General features: G+C 71.4%; 14 protein-coding genes. 3 read left to right on the top strand and 11 right to left on the bottom strand.

The genetic code is table 11. The annotated features are described in order from the left end of the window. Window positions 1-24: 24 nt before the first annotated feature. The 9 genes from ACFXAZ_RS01555 to ACFXAZ_RS01515 form a co-directional block, all read right to left on the bottom strand. Entirely contained in the window at window positions 25-741 is a 717-nt protein-coding gene (locus ACFXAZ_RS01555; protein WP_384583341.1) for an ABC transporter ATP-binding protein, read from the bottom strand. Beyond that, on the bottom strand, window positions 738-1,655 hold the full coding sequence (locus ACFXAZ_RS01550) for an ABC transporter ATP-binding protein (RefSeq protein WP_384583338.1): 918 nt from the start codon (window positions 1,653-1,655) through the stop codon (window positions 738-740). Before ACFXAZ_RS01550 ends, ACFXAZ_RS01555 begins: the two co-directional genes overlap by 4 nt. 3 nt (window positions 1,656-1,658) lie before the next feature. After that, the gene (locus ACFXAZ_RS01545; protein WP_384583335.1) at window positions 1,659-3,485 is read right to left on the bottom strand and encodes a branched-chain amino acid ABC transporter permease; all 1,827 of its coding nucleotides are present in this window, start codon (window positions 3,483-3,485) and stop codon (window positions 1,659-1,661) included. A 7-nt stretch (window positions 3,486-3,492) separates the two neighbouring features. Next, window positions 3,493-4,425 (bottom strand): branched-chain amino acid ABC transporter permease, encoded by a 933-nt coding sequence (locus ACFXAZ_RS01540; RefSeq protein WP_384583333.1) that lies wholly within the window; start codon window positions 4,423-4,425, stop codon window positions 3,493-3,495. Window positions 4,426-4,656: 231 nt separating this feature from the next. Further along, complete coding sequence (locus ACFXAZ_RS01535; RefSeq protein WP_384583330.1) at window positions 4,657-5,886, bottom strand: branched-chain amino acid ABC transporter substrate-binding protein; 1,230 nt, start codon at window positions 5,884-5,886, stop codon at window positions 4,657-4,659. A 288-nt stretch (window positions 5,887-6,174) separates the two neighbouring features. Further along, window positions 6,175-6,636, bottom strand: a complete 462-nt coding sequence (locus ACFXAZ_RS01530) for a Tat pathway signal sequence domain protein (RefSeq protein WP_384583327.1) — start codon at window positions 6,634-6,636, stop codon at window positions 6,175-6,177. Between the two features lie 143 nt (window positions 6,637-6,779). Then, window positions 6,780-7,268 (bottom strand): hypothetical protein, encoded by a 489-nt coding sequence (locus ACFXAZ_RS01525; RefSeq protein ID WP_384583324.1) that lies wholly within the window; start codon window positions 7,266-7,268, stop codon window positions 6,780-6,782. Between the two features lie 259 nt (window positions 7,269-7,527). Next, window positions 7,528-8,016, bottom strand: a complete 489-nt coding sequence (locus ACFXAZ_RS01520) for a PaaI family thioesterase (protein ID WP_384583321.1) — start codon at window positions 8,014-8,016, stop codon at window positions 7,528-7,530. Window positions 8,017-8,084: 68 nt separating this feature from the next. Beyond that, entirely contained in the window at window positions 8,085-10,364 is a 2,280-nt protein-coding gene (locus ACFXAZ_RS01515; RefSeq protein WP_384583318.1) for an FdhF/YdeP family oxidoreductase, read from the bottom strand. Window positions 10,365-10,701: 337 nt separating this feature from the next. On the opposite strand from ACFXAZ_RS01515, the gene polA reads away from it, so the two are divergent. Together polA and ACFXAZ_RS01505 are read left to right on the top strand one after the other, a co-directional pair. Continuing rightward, the gene (polA, locus tag ACFXAZ_RS01510; RefSeq protein ID WP_384583315.1) at window positions 10,702-13,428 is read left to right on the top strand and encodes a DNA polymerase I; all 2,727 of its coding nucleotides are present in this window, start codon (window positions 10,702-10,704) and stop codon (window positions 13,426-13,428) included. 541 nt (window positions 13,429-13,969) lie between these two features. Continuing rightward, the gene (locus tag ACFXAZ_RS01505) at window positions 13,970-14,356 is read left to right on the top strand and encodes a hypothetical protein (protein ID WP_384583312.1); all 387 of its coding nucleotides are present in this window, start codon (window positions 13,970-13,972) and stop codon (window positions 14,354-14,356) included. Between the two features lie 425 nt (window positions 14,357-14,781). Here the strand turns inward: ACFXAZ_RS01505 and ACFXAZ_RS01500 are convergent, their stop codons facing one another. Then, window positions 14,782-15,831 carry a DUF4184 family protein gene (locus ACFXAZ_RS01500; protein WP_384583310.1) on the bottom strand — a complete coding sequence of 350 codons (1,050 nt, stop codon included), beginning with the start codon at window positions 15,829-15,831 and terminating at the stop codon, window positions 14,782-14,784. A 338-nt stretch (window positions 15,832-16,169) separates the two neighbouring features. Between ACFXAZ_RS01500 and ACFXAZ_RS01495 the strand changes: the two genes are divergently transcribed. Continuing rightward, window positions 16,170-17,948, top strand: a complete 1,779-nt coding sequence (locus tag ACFXAZ_RS01495; protein ID WP_384583307.1) for a lytic transglycosylase domain-containing protein — start codon at window positions 16,170-16,172, stop codon at window positions 17,946-17,948. Window positions 17,949-18,198: 250 nt separating this feature from the next. On the opposite strand, the gene hrpB is transcribed toward ACFXAZ_RS01495, so the two are convergent. Next, on the bottom strand, window positions 18,199-20,694 hold the full coding sequence (gene hrpB, locus ACFXAZ_RS01490) for an ATP-dependent helicase HrpB (RefSeq protein ID WP_384583304.1): 2,496 nt from the start codon (window positions 20,692-20,694) through the stop codon (window positions 18,199-18,201). Window positions 20,695-20,696 lie beyond the last annotated feature (2 nt).

Here is a 20,696-nt window from a genome sequence, read left to right as displayed (position 1 = left end):
TCGTATTCGTGCGGGGGCGGTGGGTCAGTCTTCGCCGAGGTAGGCCTTTCTGACCGATTCGTCGTGCAGGAGGTCTTGGCCGGTGCCGGAGAGCACGATGGTGCCGACTTCCATGACGTGGCCGTGGTCGGCGAGGGAGAGGGCTGCCTGGGCGTTCTGTTCGACCAGGAGGATGGTCGTGCCCTGGGATTTGAGTTCGGCGATGGTGGACATGATTTTCTGCATCATGATCGGCGAGAGTCCCATGGAGGGTTCGTCGAGCATGAGGAGTTTGGGTTGCGACATGAGTGCGCGGCCCATGGCGAGCATTTGCTGCTCGCCGCCCGAGAGGGTGCCTGCGGCTTGTTTGCGGCGTTCTCCGAGGATGGGGAAGAGGTCGTAGGCGCGGTGTATGTCTTTGTCGATGGCGGGTTTGTCGTTGCGGAGGAACGCGCCGAGGCGGAGGTTGTCCTCGATGGTCATGCGGGGGAAGATGTGGCGGCCTTCGGGGGAGTGGGCGAGGCCGAGGGAGACGATTTGGTGGGCGGGGGTTTTTTTGAGGGATCTGCCGTTGAATTTGATCTGGCCGCTGACCGGTTTGAGCAGGCCGGAGAGGGTGCGTAGGGTGGTGGTTTTGCCGGCGCCGTTGGTGCCGATGAGGGTGAGGACTTCGCCGGCTTCGACGGTGAAGGAGATGCCTTTGACGGCTTCGATCTTGCCGTAGGCGACGCGCAGGTCTTCGACTTCGAGGAGTGCGGTCATCGGTCGTTCTCCTTGGCCGGCGGGGTGTCGGCGGGTTCGGCCGGGGGTGGTGTGGCCGGTGTGTCGGTGGCGGCTTCGGCGGCGGCTTCCGCGGCTTCGACTTCGGCGAGTTCGGCGGCGCCGGGTGCGTCTTCGAAGGGTTCGCCGAGGTAGGCGGCGATGACGCGTTCATCGCCTTGGACGGTGGCGCTGTCGCCTTCGACGAGTTTTTCGCCTTGGACGAGGACGGCGACGCGGTCGCAGAGGTTGAAGATGAATCGCATGTCGTGCTCGATGACGAGGACGGCGATGCCTTTGTCTCTGATGGCGAAGACGAGTTCTTCGGTGGTGCGGGTTTCTTGGGGGTTCATGCCGGCGGTCGGCTCGTCGAGGAGGAGCAGGCCGGGTTCGCTGGCGAGTGCTCGCGCGATTTCGAGTTTGCGTTGTTCGCCGTAGGGGAGGTTGCGGGCGAGGTGTTCGGCTTTGTTGGCGAGGCCGACGAATTCGAGGAGTTCCATGGCGCGTGCGCGGGAGGCGGCTTCGGCGCGGTGGAATCCGGGGCCGCGGAGGAGGGCGGACCAGAGGCCTTCTCGGGTGCGGGTGTGTCGGCCGACGAGGACGTTTTCGAGGACCGTCATGTTGGCGAAGAGGCGGATGTTCTGGAAGGTGCGGGCGATGCCTGCGGCGGTGACCTTGAAGGATTTGGGTGGCAGGACGGTGCCTCGGTAGCGGACTTCTCCCTCGGTGGGGATGTAGAGGCCGGTGAGGCAGTTGAAGAAGGTGGTTTTTCCGGCGCCGTTGGGGCCGATGAGTCCGACGATTTCGCCGGTGTTGACCTGGAGGTCGACGTTTCGGACGGCGGTGAGGCCGCCGAAGCGCATGGTGACTCCGCGGGCGTCGAGGACGGCCTGGCCGGTGGTGGTCTGGGTTGTCATGGGTCAGGCCCCTGCCTTGCTGAGGACTGTGGGTGCTTCCGTCTCTTCGTGGAATTCCAGTTGGCGGCGCCGGTTGGGGATGAGTCCTTCTGGGCGGAAGCGCATGAGGAGGACGAGGGCGAGGCCGAAGGCGAAGAGCTGGAGGTCGTCCAGGAATTGGAGCTTGGCGGGGATGAGGTAGAGGAGGGCGGCGCCGACGAGGGGGCCGCTGATGGTGCCCATGCCACCGAGGACGACTGCGGCGAGCAGGAATGCGGAGTTGGGTGGCACGACGTGTGCGAACTGGTACTGCTCGGGGGTCACGGTGTAGGTGACGTGGGCTTGGACGGTACCGGCGAGGCCGGCGAGTGCGGCGCCGAGGGCGAAGGCGATGAGTTTGACGCGGAAGCCGTTGATGCCCATGGCGAGGGCGGCGGTTTCGTCTTCGCGGATGGCGATCCAGGCGCGGCCGATGCGGCTGTCGCTGCTGCGCTGGAAGACGATCACCACGATGAGGGTGATGAGGAGCATCAGCAGGAAGTAGTTGGCGAAGCGGGCGATGGTGAAGCCGGCGATGGTGTGTTCTTCGCCGAAGTCGAAGCCGAGGATGTTGAGGTTGGGGATGGAGGAGATGCCGTTGGAGCCGTTGGTGATGTCGGGGCCGGAGGTGCCGTCCATGTTGAGGACGGCGAGGCGGAAGATCTCTCCGAAGCCGAGGGTGACGATGGCGAGGTAGTCGCCGCGTAGCCGGAGGGTGGGGGCGCCGATGATGACGCCGAAGACCATGGCGACGGCGGCGCCGAGGAGGGCGGAGAGCCAGAACGGCAGTTGGATGTCGAAGGGGGAGGAGGGGGAGCCGGAGACCATGGCGGCGGTGTAGGCGCCTACGCCGAGGAAGGCGACGTAGCCGAGGTCGAGGAGGCCGGCGAGGCCGACGACGATGTTGAGGCCGAGGGCGACGGTGGCGAAGATGAGGATGTAGACGCCGATGGTGGCGTATTGGTCGTCGGACTGGGTGAAGGGGAAGGCGGCTGCGGCGACGAATGCGCCGAGCATGGTGACGGTGCGGTGTTTGGTGGTGACGGCGGAGACTCGGCTGATGAGTCCGGCTTTGGCGGTGGCGGCGATGCCGAAGCCGGCGGTGATGAGGAAGCCGATGAAGAGTTCGTCGTACTCGGTGCCGATGCCGTAGGTGAAGACGGTGAGGCCGATGGTGAGGGCGGCGACGATGATGAGGATTTCGGCGTAGCCGGGGAGTTTGCGGGCCGGGGTGATGGGGCCGGTGACGAAGGCGGCTTTGATGATGGCGGTGGTGCCGCGCAGGTGGTGGGTGAATTGTTCCCAGTTGCTGTCTTCGGGGTCGGCTGGTTCGCGTTCGGGCCAGGGGAAGGGGAGGGCGAGTGCGCCGAGGGCGGCGGTGAGGGTGGTGAGGGCGGCGATGTAGGCGCCGGGTTCGAGGTTGACGGCGCCGCCGAGTTGGACGCTGATGGCGATGATGGTGAACCAGGCGGTGCCGAAGGTGCCGAGTGCGGCGAGTTTGAGGGCGCTGTCGGCGTTGGCGGGGGTGAGTTTGTCGAGGCCTTTGATGCCGTAGGAGGCGAGGCCGAAGAGGGTGGTGAGGGCGCCGCTGATGAGGACGAGGACCTGGAGTCCGCCGGGGTAGCCGTAGACGGTGAGGTCGCCGGGGAAGTCGGTGGTCCAGGTCCAGGCGAGGAAGGTGGTGATGATGGTGAGTGCGCCGCCGCCGGTGGCGAGGGCGCGGCCGAGGGTGGGGGGCAGGCCGATGAGGCCGGCGTGTTTGCCGGGGGTGGCCTTGCGCGGGGTCTCGGGTGTGGTGGTCTGTGTGGTCATCGCTGCATCACGCCCTGTCCGCGACGCGCTCGCCGAGCAGGCCTTGGGGCCTGAACAGGAGGACGAGAATGAGGAGTACGAAGGCCCAGACGTTGGCCCAGGACTGGCTGCCGAACTGTTCCATGCCGGGGATGTCGGCGATGTAGGCGGTGGAGAGGGCTTCGGCGACGCCGAGGACGAGGCCGCCGAGCATGGCGCCGTAGATGTTGCCGATGCCGCCGAGGACGGCTGCGGTGAATGCCTTCAGGCCGAGGATGAAGCCCATGCGGAATTGGACTTCGCCGTATTTGAGGCCGTAGGCGACGGCGCCGACGGCGGCGAAGGCGGCGCCGAGGGCGAAGGCGACGACGATGATGCGGTCGGTGTTGATGCCCATGAGCTTGGCGGTGTCCGGGTCTTGTGCGGTGGCTTGCATGCCGCGTCCGGTGCGGGTCTTCATGACGAAGTAGGCGAGGATCGCCATGCTGATGGGGGCTGCGGCGATGAGGAAGATGTCGCCGGTCTGGATGGTGACGTTGCCGATTTCGAAGGGGCCGCCGTCGATCTGGGGGAAGGTGATGGCGGAGCGGGCGTCGGGGTACCAGGCCCAGACGGCTTGCTGGAGTGCGAGTGAGAGGCCGATGGCGGTGATGAGGGGTGCGAGTCGTGGGGCGGTGCGCAGGGGGCGGTAGGCGAAGCGTTCCGCTCCTATGGCGACGAGGACGGCGACGATGATGCCGCCGAGGAGCATGAGTGGTAGGGCCACCCACATGGTGGTGCCGTCGGGCAGTACGTAGAGGTAGATGGTGAGGGCGCCGAAGCCGCCCACCATGAAGATCTCGCCGTGGGCGAAGTTGATGAGCTGGACGATGCCATAGACCATCGTGTAGCCGATGGCGATCAGGCCGTACATGGATCCCAGTAGCAGGCCGTTGACCAGCTGCTGCGGCAGTTCGTTCACCGCATGTCCTCCGAGAGGGTCGATGAGTCGGGGTGGTGACCGGAGAGGATGTGCCCGGAAGCGAGATCGCCCGGATGTGAGTCCGCGCGGGGCGCCAGTGGTGCGGCGCGTTGTGTGGGGGTGGTGTGGGTCTAGAACGCGCCGGCTCGAATCGCCGCTGGGGGGGCGGGGGGGGGGGGGGGCGGGGCCCCCCCCCCCCCCCGCGGCTCGGTGTGGGGAGTGCGGGTTGGGTCAGCCCTCGTAGGTGCCCGACTTGACTGCGCTCCAGGCGCCGTCCTTGACGGAGTAGACGGTGAGCTGCTTGTTGGTGGCGTCGCCGAATTCGTCGAAGGAGACCTTGCCGGTCACGCCGTCGAAGGACACGTTCTGCATGGCTGCGGTGACCTGGGCGCGGGCGTCGTCGGGGAGTGTGCCGTCGTTGTCGTCGACGACCTTCTTGACGGCTTCGATGATCGCCCAGGCGGAGTCGTAGGAGTAGCCGCCGTAGGCCTCGTAGGCCTCCTTGTATCCCTCGGCCTTGTAGTTGGCGACGAATTCGGTGGCGGAGGGGAGTTCTTCGACGGGTGCGCCGACGGAGGTGGCGAAGTCTCCGGCGCCGTCGGTGCCGGCGAGCTTGATGAAGTCGGCGCTGTAGATGCCGTCGCCGCCGACGAGGGGGATCTTGGCGCCGGCTGCCTTGATCTGCTTGCTGAGGGGGCCGGCCTGGGGGTATTCGCCGCCGTAGTAGACGACGTCGGCGCCGGAGGACTTGACCTTGGTGGCGACCGCGGAGAAGTCCTTGGTCTCGGGGTCGATGTGCTCGGTGCCGACGATGTCGCCGCCCAGCTTCTCGAACTCGGCGGAGAAGGTGGCGGCGAGGCCGGCGCCGTAGGTCTTCTTGTCGTCGATGACGAAGACCTTCTTCTTGCCGGCGTCGTTGAAGAGGTACTGCGCGGCGAAGGGGCCCTGGATGGCGTCGGTGGTCGCGGTGCGGAAGTACGACTTGTAGGTGCGGACCTTGCTGGTCTGCCAGTCGGCGCCCTGGGTGAGGGCGGGGTTGGTGTTGGCGGGGGAGACCTCGACCAGGTCCGCGTCGTCGAAGACCTTCTGCATGGATTCGGCGACGGAGGAGTTGAGGGGGCCGACGACGCCGAGGACTTCCTTGTCGGCGACGAGCTTGGTGGCGTTCTGCTGGCCGGAAGAGGGCTGTGCCTGGTCGTCGAGCGCTTCTATCTCGAAGGTGACGCCGTCGACGTAGTTGTCCTTGTTCGCGGTCTTGATGGCGAGGTCGACGGAGTTCTTGATACCCAGACCCAGTGCGGACAGGTCGCCGGTCAGCGGGGCGTCGACGCCGATGACGACGGTGGTGCTGTCGCTGCCGGAGTCGGAGCTGCTGCCCTCGTCGCGCGAACCGCAGGCGGTGAGGGTGAGCGCTCCCGCCGCCAGTACGGCGGTCATGGCGATGAGCGAACGTTGACGCACGATCAGTCCTTTCCCTGGCGCGGATCTTCCCGGTGGAAGAAGCCGAGTCGAGCGCTGGGTCCGAAGCGGACGCCGAATGGCGTCGAATCCCGATGGCGCGGTGACTGGCGGTGACTCTAAGCGGGTGCGGGGAACGTGGAGGAGTATCTGACCAATGCTGTGACTCTCTTGTTATGACACGACGTAATGCAGAGCGGTACTGGCCGGGCGGAAGCATGGAATTCCAGCCGATTCGCCCCGTCCACATAGTGAGACATGCAGGACCAGAAGCCCGCGATCAGGAGCGTTCTAGTGATTTGGTGATGTCGCGGATTGGTTGCCGCAGGCTGCTCGGAGGGCGTCTGAGAGGTCCTGCGCATAGCGCTCACCCAGGATGAAACTGTGTTCTTCTATTGCGCGCGTATTACGTAGAGTTACATCCAGAAAAGGGAGTCCGGCGTTCCGTGGCACTTTTCCGCAATCGGCTGCTGTGAAGGTAATAGTGATCTTGCGTGGCATTCCGGTGGTTGTGGGGAAAGGTGTCCGCGGATTTGTGATCAAGGAAAGTCCCGGGTAGGGCTGGCCGATGTCGGCCACGGTCACCTCGGGGCCGGAACGCACGGTCACCAGCACGGCGAAGCGGAAGGCCGCGGATTCGGTGGCGGGGTGCTCGGGGGCGAGGTACGTCACGTCGGTGACCTGCGAGGGATACGGCGCCTCGGGCGGCGGAGGCAGCTCGGGGCGGGTGGCGTAGAGGTAGCCGGCGGTCACCGCCAGGGCGGTGGCGAGGGCGGCGGCGAGGAGCCTGGGGTGGCGACGGGTGGACCGTCGGGGGCGGTGGCCCGGCGTCTCTGCGGTCGGGGGCGGCTCCCAGGCGTGGGTGCCTTCGCCGGGTTCCACGGGGCCGATGCCGGTCAACTCCAGGGCCCCGAGGTCGGGTTGCCGTCGCGGTACCTCGCCGCACACCGCTCGTCGGCCAGGCGGTCCAGCAGCTTTTCGGCCGCGGCACGGCCCTGGCGTGTCAGTTCGGTCCGGGCGGCGTCCACGACGTCCATGAGAATGGCGTATTGCCCATTGGACAGGCCCATCGACTGGTAGTCGCCGTAGGTGTCCGTGGCGAGGAGTTCACGGGACCAGTGGGAGATGAGCCGGGCGCAGAGGTCGGCGGGTGGGGTGGGGGCCGGGGTGGTCTCCGGGGTGGAAGTCGCCCCTGGGGTGGGGGCGGCCCTTGGGGTGGGGGTGGCGCAGCCGGTGAGGAGGGTGGCGGTGAGCAGGGTGAGGGTGATCGCCGCGGTTGTGCGGGGTGGGGTGGGGCTGGCGGGTGTGGTGGTCCTCGGCGGCGGCGTGAGGGGCGTCGCCGCGTGAGGGCGGCCCGCTGTTGTTCTGCCCCGGCCCGTTGCCATGCATCGACGCTAGGGGGCGGGGTGCGTCGGGGCAACGGGGGTGCGGGGGTGTGGTTCCAGGGCGGAGGGGTCTCGGGATGCCGGGGTCCCGGACGGCGGTGCTTCGGGACGCCGGGGTTTTTCGGGTGTGGGCGTTCCGGAACGCCGGAACGCCGGGGCGTCGGCGTTTCGGAACGCTGATGCTCCGGCGGGCGCTCCGGAGCGGTGGGGTGCTCCGGAGTATTGGGGTGTACCCGGAGCGGCAGGACGCCCCGGGATGTCAGATGCCCGTGCGGACGCGTTCCTCGTCGTCCGGGTTCACGTCGCGCAGGAGGCAGGTCAGGCGGGCGGTGCACACCCGGCGGTCCGACTCGTCGGTGATCGCGATCTCGTACGTCGCTGTCGAGCGGCCCCGGTGGACGGGTGTGGCCACGCCGGTCACCAGGCCCGAGCGGGCGCCGCGGTGGTGGGTGCAGTTGAGGTCGACGCCGACGGTGATCTTGCGGCTGCCGCCGTGCAGCATGGCGCCGACCGAGCCGAGGGTCTCGGCGAGGACCGCGGACGCGCCGCCGTGCAGGAGTCCGTAGGGCTGGGTGTTGCCCTCGACCGGCATGGTGCCGACCACGCGGTCCGCCGACGCCTCCACGATCTCCACGCCCATGCGGCGGCCGAGATGTCCCGCGGAGAACAGTGCGGGCAGGTCGACGCCGAGCGCCGCGTATTCGTCGATGACGTCTTGCGGGAACTGCACTCGCCGCTGCTCGCCCATGGTGCCCGACTCCGTTCGTCGATCCGGTCCAGCGCCCGCGCCTGTCCGCGGGGCGCCTGAGCAAACGCTCAGTCGGTTCTCGATTGTTCCAGACGTACGACGACGGACTTGCTGGCCGGGGTGTTGCTGGTGTCGGCGGTGGCGTCCAGGGGGACGAGGACGTTGGTCTCGGGGTAGTAGGCCGCCGCGCAGCCCACTGCCGTCGGGTAGTGCACGACGCGGAAGCCGGGCGCACGGCGCTCGACGCCGTCCTTCCACTCGCCGACCAGATCGACGTACGAGCCGTCGGCGACGCCGAGCCGGCGGGCGTCCTCGGGGTTGACCAGCACGACCCGGCGGCCGTGCCGGATGCCCCGGTAGCGGTCGTCCAGGCCGTAGATCGTGGTGTTGTACTGGTCGTGCGAGCGCAGCGTCTGGAGCAGCAGCCGCCCCTTTGGCAGTGCGGGGTACTCCACGGGCGCGGCGGTGAAGTTCGCTTTGCCGGTGGCGGTGGGGAAGCGGCGCTCGTCGCGTGGGGCGTGCGGCAGCGCGAATCCGCCGGGGTGCGCCACGCGCGCGTTGAAGTTCTCGAAACCGGGCACCACGCGCGCGATGCGGTCGCGGATCGTGGCGTAGTCCTTCTCGAACTCCTCCCAGGGGGTACGGGACTCGGTGCCGAGGACGCGGCGGGCGAGGCGGCACACGATCGCCGGCTCGGACAGCAGGTGCGCGCTGGCGGGTTCCAGCCGGCCGCGTGAGGCGTGGACCATGCCCATGGAGTCCTCCACGGTCACGAACTGCTCGCCGCCGCCCTGGAGGTCGCGCTCGGTGCGGCCGAGCGTGGGCAGGATCAGGGCCCGCGCGCCGGTGACCGCGTGGCTGCGGTTCAGCTTCGTGGAGACGTGCACGGTCAGGCGGGCGCGCCGCATGGCGGCCTCGGTGACGTCGGTGTCGGGGGAGGCGGAGACGAAGTTGCCGCCCATGGCGAAGAACACCTTGGCCGCGCCGTCCCGCATCGCGCGGATGGCCCGTACGACGTCGTACCCGTGGGCGCGCGGGGGAGCGAAGCCGAACTCCTTCTCCAGGGCGTCCAGGAAGGCGGGCGCGGGGCGTTCGAAGATGCCCATGGTGCGGTCGCCCTGCACATTGGAGTGGCCGCGCACCGGGCACACGCCCGCGCCGGGGCGGCCGACGTTGCCGCGCAGCAGCAGGAAGTTGACGACCTCGCGGATGGTGGGCACCGCGTGCTTGTGCTGGGTCAGGCCCATGGCCCAGCACACGATGGTGCGGCGGGAGGCGAGGACCATGTCCAGGGTCTTCTCGATGTCCGCGCGGGACAGGCCGGTCGCGGTGAGCGTCTCGTCCCAGTCGGCCGCGCGGGCGGTGCGCGCGAACTCCTCGTAGCCATGGGTGTGCTCGCGGACGAACTCCTCGTCGACCGCGCCCTCGGTCTCCAGGATGAGCTTGTTGAGCAGCCGGAACAGGGCCTGGTCGCCGCCGATGCGGATCTGGAGGAACAGATCGGTGAGCGCGGCGCCGGTGGTCAGGCCCTTGGGGGTCTGCGGGTTCTTGAAGCGCTCCAGGCCGGCCTCGGGCAGCGGGTTGACGCTGATGATCCGCGCGCCGCCCGCCTTCGCCTTCTCCAGCGCGGAGAGCATGCGGGGGTGGTTGGTGCCGGGGTTCTGCCCGGCGACGATGATCAGGTCCGCCTGGTAGAGGTCCTCCAGCAGGACGCTGCCCTTGCCGACGCCGAGGGTCTCGGTGAGGGCCGAGCCGGAGGACTCGTGGCACATGTTGGAGCAGTCGGGGAGGTTGTTGGTGCCGAACTCGCGGGCGAAGAGCTGGTAGAGGAACGCGGCCTCGTTGCTGGTGCGTCCCGAGGTGTAGAAGAGGGCCTCGTCGGGGGAGGCGAGCGCGGTCAGTTCCCCGGCGACGATGTCGAAGGCGCGGTCCCAGGAGACGGGCTCGTAGTGGGTGCCGCCCTCGGGGAGGTACATGGGGTGGGTGAGGCGGCCCTGCTGTCCCAGCCAGTAGCCGCTGCGGTGGGCGAGGTCGGCGACCGGGTGCGCGGCGAAGAACTCCGGGGTGACCCGGCGCAGGGTGGCTTCCTCGGCGACCGCCTTCGCGCCGTTCTCACAGAACTCCGCCGCGTGCCGGTGGTCTGGTTCGGGCCAGGCGCAGCCGGGGCAGTCGAAGCCGTCCTTCTGGTTGACGCGCAGCAGCGTCAGCGCGGTGCGCCGCACGCCCATCTGCTGCTGGGCCATGCGCAGGGTGTGCCCGATCGCGGGCAGCCCGGCCGCCGCGTGCTGCGGCCCGTCGACCTGCGGCGCGTCCTGGACGGGGTCGGCCTTCGGTGGCTTCGTCGCCATCGCGGGGCCTCCTTACGACTGCGTTCGTGATGCGTAGGTGAGATACGTCGTCGATCCTCCCACGTGCCACTGACAGTGATGGGGGGTGGCCGGGGCGGTCAGTGCGGCTGGCGGCCTGTGGCCTGCGGCCTGCGGCTCGCGGCTCGTGATGAGGGGTGGCCGGGCGGCGGGCATCGAGCGGGCCGTGCGCCGGGCCGGGACGTCGGTGGGCTGGGACGGCCGGTGGTCCAGGACCGTGGGTGGGCAGGGACCGTGGGTGGGCCGGTGGGCCGGGACCGTGGGTGGGCAGGGACCTGGGTGGGGGCCGACTGTCAGTGGGGCGTGGCAGGATCGGGGCGTGGCAGAAAAAGCATCGAAGAAGACCGAGTCCACCCCCGGCGGCGGCCGTCCCCGGCTGATGCTCATGGACGGGCACTCGCTGGCCTACCGCGCGTTCTTCGCGCTGCCCGCGGAGAATTTCACGACCGCCACGGGCCAGCCGACGAACGCGATCTACGGCTTCGCGTCGATGCTGGCGAACACGCTGCGCGACGAGGAGCCCACGCATTTCGCGGTGGCCTTCGACGTGTCCCGCAAGACCTGGCGCTCGCAGGAGTTCACCGACTACAAGGCGAACCGCTCCAAGACCCCGGACGAGTTCAAGGGCCAGGTGGAGCTGATCGGCGAGCTGCTCGACGCGATGCAGGCGCCCCGGTTCGCCGTCGACGGCTTCGAGGCGGACGACGTCATCGCCACGCTCGCCACGCAGGCCGAGGCCGAGGGCTTCGAGGTGCTGATCGTCACCGGCGACCGTGACTCGTTCCAGCTGGTCAGCGAGCACACGACGGTGCTGTATCCGACCAAGGGCGTCTCCGAGCTGACCCGCTTCACCCCGGAGAAGGTTTTCGAGAAGTACGGCTTGACGCCCGCCCAGTACCCCGATTTCGCGGCCCTGCGCGGCGACCCGTCCGACAATCTGCCGGGCATCCCGGGCGTCGGGGAGAAGACGGCCGCGAAGTGGATCAACCAGTTCGGTTCCTTCACCGAGCTGGTCGACCGGGTCGACGAGGTCAAGGGCAAGGCCGGGCAGAATCTGCGCGACCACCTGGAGTCCGTGAAGCTGAACCGCCGGCTCACCGAGCTGGAGCGCGAGGTCGGCCTGGACCGCTCCGTGACCGACCTGGCCCGGATGCCGTACGACCGCAAGGCCGTCGCCATGGTGCTGGACACCCTGGAGATCAGGAACCCCTCGCTGCGCGAGCGGCTGTTCGCCGTCGATCCCGGCGCGCAGGAGGCCGAGGACACCCCGGTCATCACGGAAGGCGTGGAGCTGGACGGCGCGGTGCTGGGCACCGGCGAGCTGGCCGGCTGGCTCAGCGAGCACGGCACCGGGCTCCTGGGCGTCGCCACCGTCGACACGTGGGCGCTGGGCGCGGGCTCGGTAGCCGAGGTCGCGCTGGCCTCGGCGGCAGGACCGGCCGCCTGGTTCGACCCGGCCCAGCTGGACGAGGCCGACGAGCGGGCGTGGGTGTCCTGGCTGGCGGACGCGGAGCGGCCCAAGGTGTTCCACAACGCCAAGGGCGCCATGCGGGTCTTCGCCGAGCACGGCTGGAGCATCGCCGGAGTGGGCATGGACACGGCGCTCGCGGCCTATCTGGTCAACCCGGGCCGGCGCTCCTTCGACCTGGACGCGCTGTCCCTGGAGTATCTGCACCGCGAGCTGGCCCCCGCCGCCGCGGCCGACGGCCAGCTCGCCTTCGGCGCGGACGAGGGCGCCGAGGCCGAGTCGCTCATGGTGCAGGCCCGCGCGGTCCTCGACCTGGGCGAGGCGTTCGAGAGCCGCCTGGCGGAGGTCGGCGCCGCCGATCTGCTGCGGGACGTGGAGCTGCCCACGTCCGCGCTGCTGGCCCGGATGGAGCGGCACGGCATCGCGGCCGACCGCGCCCACCTGGAGGCCATGGAGCAGATGTTCGCCGGAGCCGTCCAGCAGGCGGTGAAGGAGGCGCACGCGGCGGCGGGACACGAGTTCAACCTGGGCTCGCCCAAGCAGCTGCAAGAGGTCCTCTTCGGTGAGCTGGCCCTGCCGAGGACGAAGAAGACCAAGACGGGCTACACCACCGACGCCGACGCCCTGGCCTGGCTCGCGACCCAGACGGACAACGAACTGCCGGTCATCATGCTCCGCCACCGCGAGCAGGCGAAGCTGCGGGTCACCGTCGAGGGCCTGATCAAGACCGTCGCGGGCGACGGCCGGATCCACACCACGTTCAACCAGACGGTCGCCGCCACCGGCCGCCTCTCGTCGGTCGACCCGAACCTCCAGAACATCCCGGTGCGCACCGACGAGGGCCGCGCGATTCGCCGGGGCTTCGTCGTCGGCGGCGGCTTCGAGTCGCTGATGACGGCCGACTACAGCCAGATCGAGCTGCGCGTGATGGCCCACCTCTCCGAGGACGAGGGCCTCATCCAGGCGTTCACCTCCGGCGAGGACCTGCACACCACGGCCGCCGCCCAGGTCTTCGGCGTCGAGCCGGCCGCGGTGGACGCCGAGATGCGCCGCAAGATCAAGGCGATGTCGTACGGCCTGGCCTACGGCCTGTCCGCGTTCGGCCTCTCACAGCAGCTGAACATCGACGCCGGGGAGGCCCGCGCGCTGATGGACGCCTACTTCGAGCGGTTCGGTGGCGTACGGGACTATCTGCGCCGCGCGGTCGACGAGGCACGGGCGACGGGCTACACGGCGACGCTCTTCGGCCGCCGCCGCTACCTGCCCGACCTCAACAGCGACAACCGCCAGCGCCGCGAGGCCGCCGAGCGCATGGCCCTCAACGCGCCCATCCAGGGCACGGCGGCCGACATCGTCAAGATCGCCATGCTGAACGTGGACCGGGCCCTGCGTGAGGCCGGCCTCACCTCCCGCATGCTGCTCCAGGTCCATGACGAAATCGTCCTGGAGATCGCCCCGGGCGAACGCGCGGCGACGGAGGAGATCATCCGCCACGAGATGGCCAACGCCGTCCACCTCAGAGCCCCACTGGACGTGTCGGTGGGAGTCGGGCCGGACTGGGAGTCGGCGGCGCACTGACGATCGGGCTGGGGCGGGCGGGTCCTGGGGGGTGGTGGGAAGCCGGTCGGCTTTCCCCGCTCAGCGGGGTCCGCCCGGCACACGGACCGGCCGCCCGCCAGGCCCGTCCCACCCTCCCGCCCGCCCCTGACGCGCAGGCCCGTCCCACCCTCCCGCCCGCCCCTGACGTGCAGGCCCGCCCCCCCCAGCTCGCCCCCGGACCCGTGCAACGGCCCCGCCCTCCAGCCCGTCCACGAGCCCGCACGCCTGCCCCGCCTTCCAGCCCGCTCCTGGCCCGTTCCCCTGCCCGTCCCTAGGCCGGTACGGTTCTCCCGCCCCGAGCCTGTCCACGAGCCCGCGCCCACCCCGCCCTCCCAGGTCCGCCCCACAACCGGAACCCGTCACCCGCCCCACCGCGCAGGCCGCCCGCGAGCCCGTACGGCCACCCCACCCTCCGAGGCCGCCCCCGAACTCGCCCGCTCGCCACCCGCCCCGGCACCCCGTCACTCCCTTGGCCCCCGCGAAGGCGCCCCCCAGGCCTTCGGCCCGTAAGGATGCCGCCATGGGTATACGCATGCTCCACCGCTGGCCGGCGCCCGCCATGCCGCTCCCGCCGGTGCCGGTCTTCGCGACCGACGCAAGCACCGCCCGCCTCGCCCTGAGCCCGGCCGAGGCCCTGCGTCACAAGGCGAAGGCCCTCCGGCACAGGTTCACCCCCGCGAAGGAGCCGGTCCCGGCCCGCCCCGGCGACCGGCCCGGCCGACGCCTGTGGACCGACCTGACCCGCGGCTATGTGGCCCTGCTCCGCACCCTGCTGCCCCGCACCCGCAGACCGCGCACCCTGACGGTGTTCACCGCCCCCGCCCTCACGGCGTCCCGGCCGGGCCCGACCCGCGCGGCGCGGGAGCTGCCGCACGCCGAGGATCCCGGGCCGGCAGGCGCCGTCTGACGATGCCGACAGGACCCTCCGGCCCGTGCCGCCCGGACGAACCCCGGGCGGCATACCAGGCTCACGGCGTGAGCGGCCGTACGGCATGCGGTGACCCCGCACGGACGCGGCGACGCCGCCACGCGCCGCGCGGCACCCCGGACCCTGACGACATGGCCCGCTGCCCCACTCCACGGCCGGCCCCCAGCTACCGCCACCGTCACCCCAGGAGGCCGCCCCAGCCCCCAGCCAATCGCGGCCACCCCCGTCGCCGCCCCAGCCCCCAGCCACCGCCGCACCTCCACCACGCCGCCCCAGCCCCCAGCGACCTCCGCCCCCTCAATCCGCCGCCCCGGCTACCGCCCCCGGGCCACGGCCCCTGGGCCACCGCCCCCCCCGGGCCACGGCCCCCGGGCCACCGCCCCGCCCCGGCCCACCACCCCCGCCTACCGCCGCACCCCCACCCGCCGCTCACCGGCATCCCCCCGCTCCCCGCCCAGCCGCGCCGGCCGCCACACCCGGACCGTCACCGCGTACCACACGACCCCCACCAACAGCCCGGCCCCGCCCCCGAAACACAGCGTCGGAATCAGCTCGTACGGCTTCGCCACCGAACTCCACTGCTCCCACCAGCGCGTCGCCCGCTGCACCGCCGCCAGCACCGTGATCCCCCCGATCACCGCGCACGCCAGCCACCGGTCCCGCCCGGACAGCACAGGAACGCCCACCGGCACTCCCGAGGGCCTCCCCTTCGGCCCGTTGCCCGACATCCCCGGCGGCCTCCCCTCCAACTCGCCACCCCCCACCCCCGAGGGCCTCCCGTCCACCCCCTTGCCCGGCACCCCCGCAAACCCCCCATCAAGCCCGCTACCCGCCACCCCCGAAGCGCCCGCCCCCGGTCCTTCACCCGCACCAGCACGGGCACCGGCACCCACACCCGCCCCCCGCCGCAACCCCCGCAGCACAAACCCCCCGATGACCACCGCCGCCACCGCCGACCCCCCGTACTGCAAGTACCAGTACAGCGGCGACCCGGCGATCTCCTCGCCCAGGACCGGGAACACCCGCATGCCCCACCGGTCGAGATGAGTGAAGGCGTCCCACACCACATGGGTCAGGGAGCCCAGCGCGGCGGACAGGTACCACCACGCGACCGTCGACGGCCGTACCCGCGCGCGGGGCGCCCCGCAGTGCAGCAGGGCGGCCACCCGGTGCTGCCGGGACGGCGGCAGCAGCGCCACGAGCGGCTCACGCACCAGCAGCCACAGGCCGACCAGCGCCCAGGCCACCACCACATCGACGGTGAGCACTCCCCAGAAGGAGTGCGTGACATCGCCGTACTCCATCGCACCGGACAGCACACTCGCCGCGTAATAGGTCATGTCGGGCGCGAAGGTGCCGGCGATCAGCATGCTCGGGACCAGTCGGCCGCGTCCCGTGCCATCGGTGCGGATCAGGGGCAGGACGGCCGCCGCATGGCTGAGCGTGAACGGCACAACGGACTCCCGGCGTCGGCGGAAAAGGGCTCTTCGTGGCAGACGCTCACCGAACCGCCCCGGTTCGTCGACCGCTCGCGCTCTTCAGTATCCGGGGCGGCCATGGAAGCCTGGTCCGCGTGCCCAGGAGACCTGCGCGACCACTGGTGGACAACGGCACATGGCCAAGTGGTGAAAATCGGGCAGGAACGGGTGCCCGTGCAAAGGAAGTTGTCGTAGGGTCACCTGGGTTGACGCGCGGGGGTGAAATTCCGTGCGACGCGGGTGCAATGTCGGGGTCGCATCCGGGGTCGCAGAAACTGGAGGGCGCTGGGGCGTCCATGGGAGGGTTTCCGTACATGGCGGCGCATTTCGGCAGTCGGCTGCGCAAGGGAGCGGCGACCACCGCCGTGGCCGCGTTGGCGGTCGCGGCATTGTCCGCGTCCCAGGCTCCCGGGGTCACCACCGGTGACCAGGGCAGACAGAGCACCGCTGACTCGCAGGTCTCGTCCGAGGAGGGCGTGGACGACAGCGCGACCGGTAATTCGCCCTACTACACGGACCTGCCGCCGCTGACCACCCCGACCCCCGCGCCGAGCACGACGGCCGACGGCACCGCGGTCGCCACCGGTGACGCCGAGGCGGGGATACCCGCGACCGTCCTCGACGCCTACAAGAAGGCCGCCGCCGAACTGGCCTCCGCCGCTCCCAGCTGCAATCTGCCCTGGGAACTCCTCGCCGCGATCGGCAAGGTGGAGTCCGGCCAGGCCCGCGGCGGCAATGTGGACGCCGAGGGCACCACCCTCACCCCCATCCTCGGCCCGGAGCTCGACGGCAACGGCTTCGCGCTCATCCGTGACACCGACAACGGCGAGTTCGACGACAACGCCAGCTATGACCAGGCTGTCGGCCCCATGCAGTTCATCCCGTCGACCTGGGCCTGGGCGGGCCGCGACGGCAACGGCGACGGCGTCGAGGACCCGAACAACATCTACGACGCCGCCCTCGCCGCCGGCCACTACCTGTGCCGCTTCGGCTGGGACCTGTCCACGTCGACGGATCTGCGGAGCGCGATCCTCAGCTACAACAACTCCACGGAGTACGTCAACACCGTCATGTCCTGGCTGGAGTACTACCGCAAGGGCACCCACGAGGTCCCGGACGGCACCGGCACGCTCCCGGTCAACCGCAGCGACGACGACCCCGCCGCCTCGCCGACGCCGCCGCCCGCCACCGCCCCGCCGACGACGCCCCCCGCGACCGGGGGCCCGTCGACCCCGCCGAGCGCCCCGCCCGGCACGACCCCGCCGCCCACCACGCCCCCCACGAAGCCGCCGACGACACCTCCCACCACGCCGCCCACCACCCCGCCGACGCCGACCGACACGGTCGACCACCTGGAGGACGCGGGGACCGCGGACCTCACGGCGATGGCGGGCGACGCGTTCGCCGCCAAGCCCACCGCGCGGGCGGAGACCGAGGCCGGCAAGGCCGTCGCGAAGGTCAGGGTCCGCTTCACCATCCTCGGCGACACCGACGCCACGTTCACCGGCGGCGAACAGGTCGCCGTGGCGGTCACCGACGCCTCCGGCAAGGCGGTCGCGCCGGCCCTCCAGGCGGGCGAGCAGACGGGCGACTTCACCGTTCGCGCCACACTCGTCGGCCGTACGATCCCGGGCCTCGACTACACGGCGACCGTCACGGCACGCGCCGCCGATACCCTCGCCCTCGTCGGGGAACCCGCGCTGACCTGCTTGGCGGGCGGTGAGTTCGCCGACGAGATCGAGCTGGCGGCGACGTACGAGGACGCCGCCGCGGACGGGGTCGCCGCCACGGCGACCTTCATCACGTCCGCCGCCGAACCGGCCACCAATACCGAGGGCCCCTACTTCAAGGACGCGGACGGCAACGCCATCCGCACCCTGACCGACCTGACGACGGACGCCGAAGGCCGGCTGAAGCTGCCCAAGATCTACGCGGACGACACCGCCGGCACATTCAAGCTGCGCGTCACCACCACCGGCGGTGCCACCCTCACGCTGGACCTGACGGTGACCAAGCCCGCCCCCGAGCCGACCCCGACGCCGACGGCCTCCGAGAGCACCCCGGCCTCCCCGAGCGCCTCCCCATCGGCCTGACCGACCCGCTCCACCCCACGAGGGCGCCCCTCCACTCCACCACAACGGACGGGGCGCCCTCGCCGTACGCCCGGCCCCTCACCGGCACCCCGTCCACGCCGAGGAGATCCACCGCGAGGAACTGCGCGTACCTGCCCCGGTGCTTCCTCACCCCCGGCGTCCTCCTGCCAGCCCTCGCGCTCTGCCTGAAGGCCCGCGCCCGCCGCCGGGGCGGCCCCGCCCCCCCGACAGACCGCCGCACCCGAACCGGTCAGCGCCTGAGCCGCGCGTTGGTGTGCCGCGTCGGCTCGGCCGCCGCCGGATCCTCGGGCCACGGATGCTTCGGGTACCGCCCGCGCAGCTCCGCCCGTACGCCCAGGTAGCCGTCCTTCCAGAACGACGCGAGGTCGGCCGTCACCGCCGCGGGACGCCCCGCCGGGGACAGCAGATGCACCAGCACCGGCACCCCCGCGACGGTCGGCGACTCCTGGAGCCCGAACATCTCCTGGAGCTTCACCGCGAGCACCGGCCGCTCCGGATCCCCGTAGTCGACCCGCACCCGCGACCCGCTCGGTACGGTGATCCGCTCCGGAGCAAGATCATCCAGCCGTACGGCCTCCCCCGAGGCCCACGGCAGCAGCCGCCCGAGCGCCTGCCCGGCGTCGATCCGCGCGAGATCCGCCCGCCGCCGCGCCCGCCCCAGCTCCGGCTCCAGCCACTCGTCCACGCGCGCGTGCAGCGCGTCATCGGACACATCCGGCCAGGGCTCCCCGAGATGCCGCCGCAAGAACCCCAGCCGCTGCCGCAACCCGACCGCCCCCGCCCCCCACCGCAACAGCCCGAACCCCTCCCTGCGCAGCCCTTCGAGCAGCGCATCCCGTACGAGGCCGGAATCGGCGTCCTTGAGAGGCCGCACCGCCAGTTCGATCGCCCCCAGCCGCTCCACCCGCCGCGCGACGACGTCCCCGTCGGCCCAGCGCACCTCCTCGCCCCGCGTGTACAGCGCCCCCGCCGCCCGCCGCGCGGTCCCCTCGTCCACCTCGGCGGCGAGCCGTACGCGCGCGTGCCCCTTTCCGACGGGACGGTCGGCCACGGCGATCGCGATCCAGGGGGCGCCGCGCAGGGCGGAACCGGCGGAGAGTTCGGCGCGGGTGCCGGACGCCATGAGATACGCCCCGCCGTCCGCCTTGGCGACCCGCTCCGGGTAGGCGAGGGCGGCGACCACGCCAGCGGGATGCGCGTCCAAGCGCGCTTCGCCGCTGCGGGCGTCACCGTCCGGCGGGTCGGCGAGGTCGGCCACGACGCCCCGCAGTCGCCGCACCTCCTCGCGCCGGGCGCCGCCCACCGCCGCGGCGAGGTCGTCGCCGTGCTCCCGGGGCGCGTCCTCGCCGAGCAGCGCGACCACCTCGACGGCCCGCTCCACCCCCACCGACGGCACCGCGTCCAGCAGCGCCCGCCCCAGCCGGGGGTGCACACCCAGCCGGGACAGCCGCACACCCCGGCGGGTCGCCCGCCCGCCGGCGTCCACCGCGCCGATGTCCGTCAGCACCTCCCGCGCCGCCGCCATCGCCCCCGCCGGCGGCGGATCCAGCAGCGCCAGCCCGGAAGCGTCAGGATCGCCCCAGCAGGCCACCTGAAGCGCGAACGCCGTCAGATCGGCCACTTTGATCTCCGGCGCCGGAAAACGCGGCAGACGCCCGTCCTCGGCCTCCGTCCAGCACCGGTACACCGCCCCCGGCGCCTCGCGCCCGGCCCGCCCCGCCCGCTGCCGCCCGGCCGCCTGCGAGGCCCGTACCGTCGTCAGCGCGCTCAGCCCCCGGGCATGATCCACCCGGGGTTCGCGCGCCAGCCCCGAGTCCACGACCACCCGCACCCCGGGAACCGTCAGCGACGACTCGGCGACCGAGGTGGCCAGCACCACCCGACGCCGCTCCCCGGGCGCCAGCACGGCGTCCTGCACCGCCGCCGGAGCCCGCCCGTGCACCTGGAGCACCTCCACGCCGCCGAGATCCCCGAGCTGCCCCGCCACCCGCGCGATCTCGCCCACGCCCGGCAGAAAACACAGCACGTCCCCGGACCGCTCGGCCAGCGCCCGCCGCACCACCGACGCCACATGCGCGAGCAGCACCGGATCGACCCGCATCCCGTGCGGCGGCCGGACCGCCCGCGCGGGCGGCGCCCACACCACCTCCACCGGGTGCGAGGCCCCCTCGGCCGCCACCACGGGCGCCCCGCCCAGCAGCCGTGCCCAGCCCTGCGCGTCCGTCGTCGCCGACGCCGCCACCAGCCGCAACTCCGGCCGCAGCGCCTGCCGTACGTCCCACAGGAACGCGGCGGCCGTGTCCGCGTCCAGATGCCGCTCATGACACTCGTCCAGGACGACGACATCGACGCCGGGCAGCTCCTGGTCGCGCTGGAGCCGCTGGAGCAGCACACCGGTCGTGACGACCTCCACGCGCGCGTGCCGTCCCATCACCCGCTCCCCGCGCACGGTGTACCCGACGCGGGCCCCGACCTTCTCGCCCAGCAGCCACGCCATCCGGCGGGCCGCCGCGCGGGCCGCGATCCGGCGCGGCTCGGCCACGACCACCCTCCGCGCGGGCGCGCCGTCGCCGAGCAGCCCGGCGAGCACCAGCGGCACCAGGGTGGTCTTCCCGGTCCCGGGCGGCGCCACCAGGACGGCCGCCCCGGGCCCCGCCAGCGCCTCGGCGAGCGCGGGAAGGGCACTTCGTACGGGAAGGGCGTCCAGCGCGTCGTGACGGATCACGT

This window comes from Streptomyces sp. NPDC059477 (assembly GCF_042749375.1).
GTDB lineage: Bacteria > Actinomycetota > Actinomycetes > Streptomycetales > Streptomycetaceae > Streptomyces.
Note: the sequence above shows the minus strand (reverse complement) of the source record. Positions and strands in the feature narration are given on the sequence as shown.

Bases quoted from the DNA above. Each gene is read 5' to 3' on its own strand.
- ACFXAZ_RS01520 (WP_384583321.1), bottom strand. From the start codon at position 8,016: ATGGGCGAGCAGCGGCGAGTGCAGTTCCCGCAAGACGTCATCGACGAA.
- ACFXAZ_RS01515 (WP_384583318.1), bottom strand. From the start codon at position 10,364: ATGGCGACGAAGCCACCGAAGGCCGACCCCGTCCAGGACGCGCCGCAG.
- ACFXAZ_RS01495 (WP_384583307.1), top strand. From the start codon at position 16,170: ATGGCGGCGCATTTCGGCAGTCGGCTGCGCAAGGGAGCGGCGACCACC.
- ACFXAZ_RS01550 (WP_384583338.1), bottom strand. From the start codon at position 1,655: ATGACAACCCAGACCACCACCGGCCAGGCCGTCCTCGACGCCCGCGGA.
- ACFXAZ_RS01555 (WP_384583341.1), bottom strand. From the start codon at position 741: ATGACCGCACTCCTCGAAGTCGAAGACCTGCGCGTCGCCTACGGCAAG.
- ACFXAZ_RS01505 (WP_384583312.1), top strand. From the start codon at position 13,970: ATGGGTATACGCATGCTCCACCGCTGGCCGGCGCCCGCCATGCCGCTC.
- ACFXAZ_RS01525 (WP_384583324.1), bottom strand. From the start codon at position 7,268: ATGGCAACGGGCCGGGGCAGAACAACAGCGGGCCGCCCTCACGCGGCG.
- ACFXAZ_RS01545 (WP_384583335.1), bottom strand. From the start codon at position 3,485: ATGACCACACAGACCACCACACCCGAGACCCCGCGCAAGGCCACCCCC.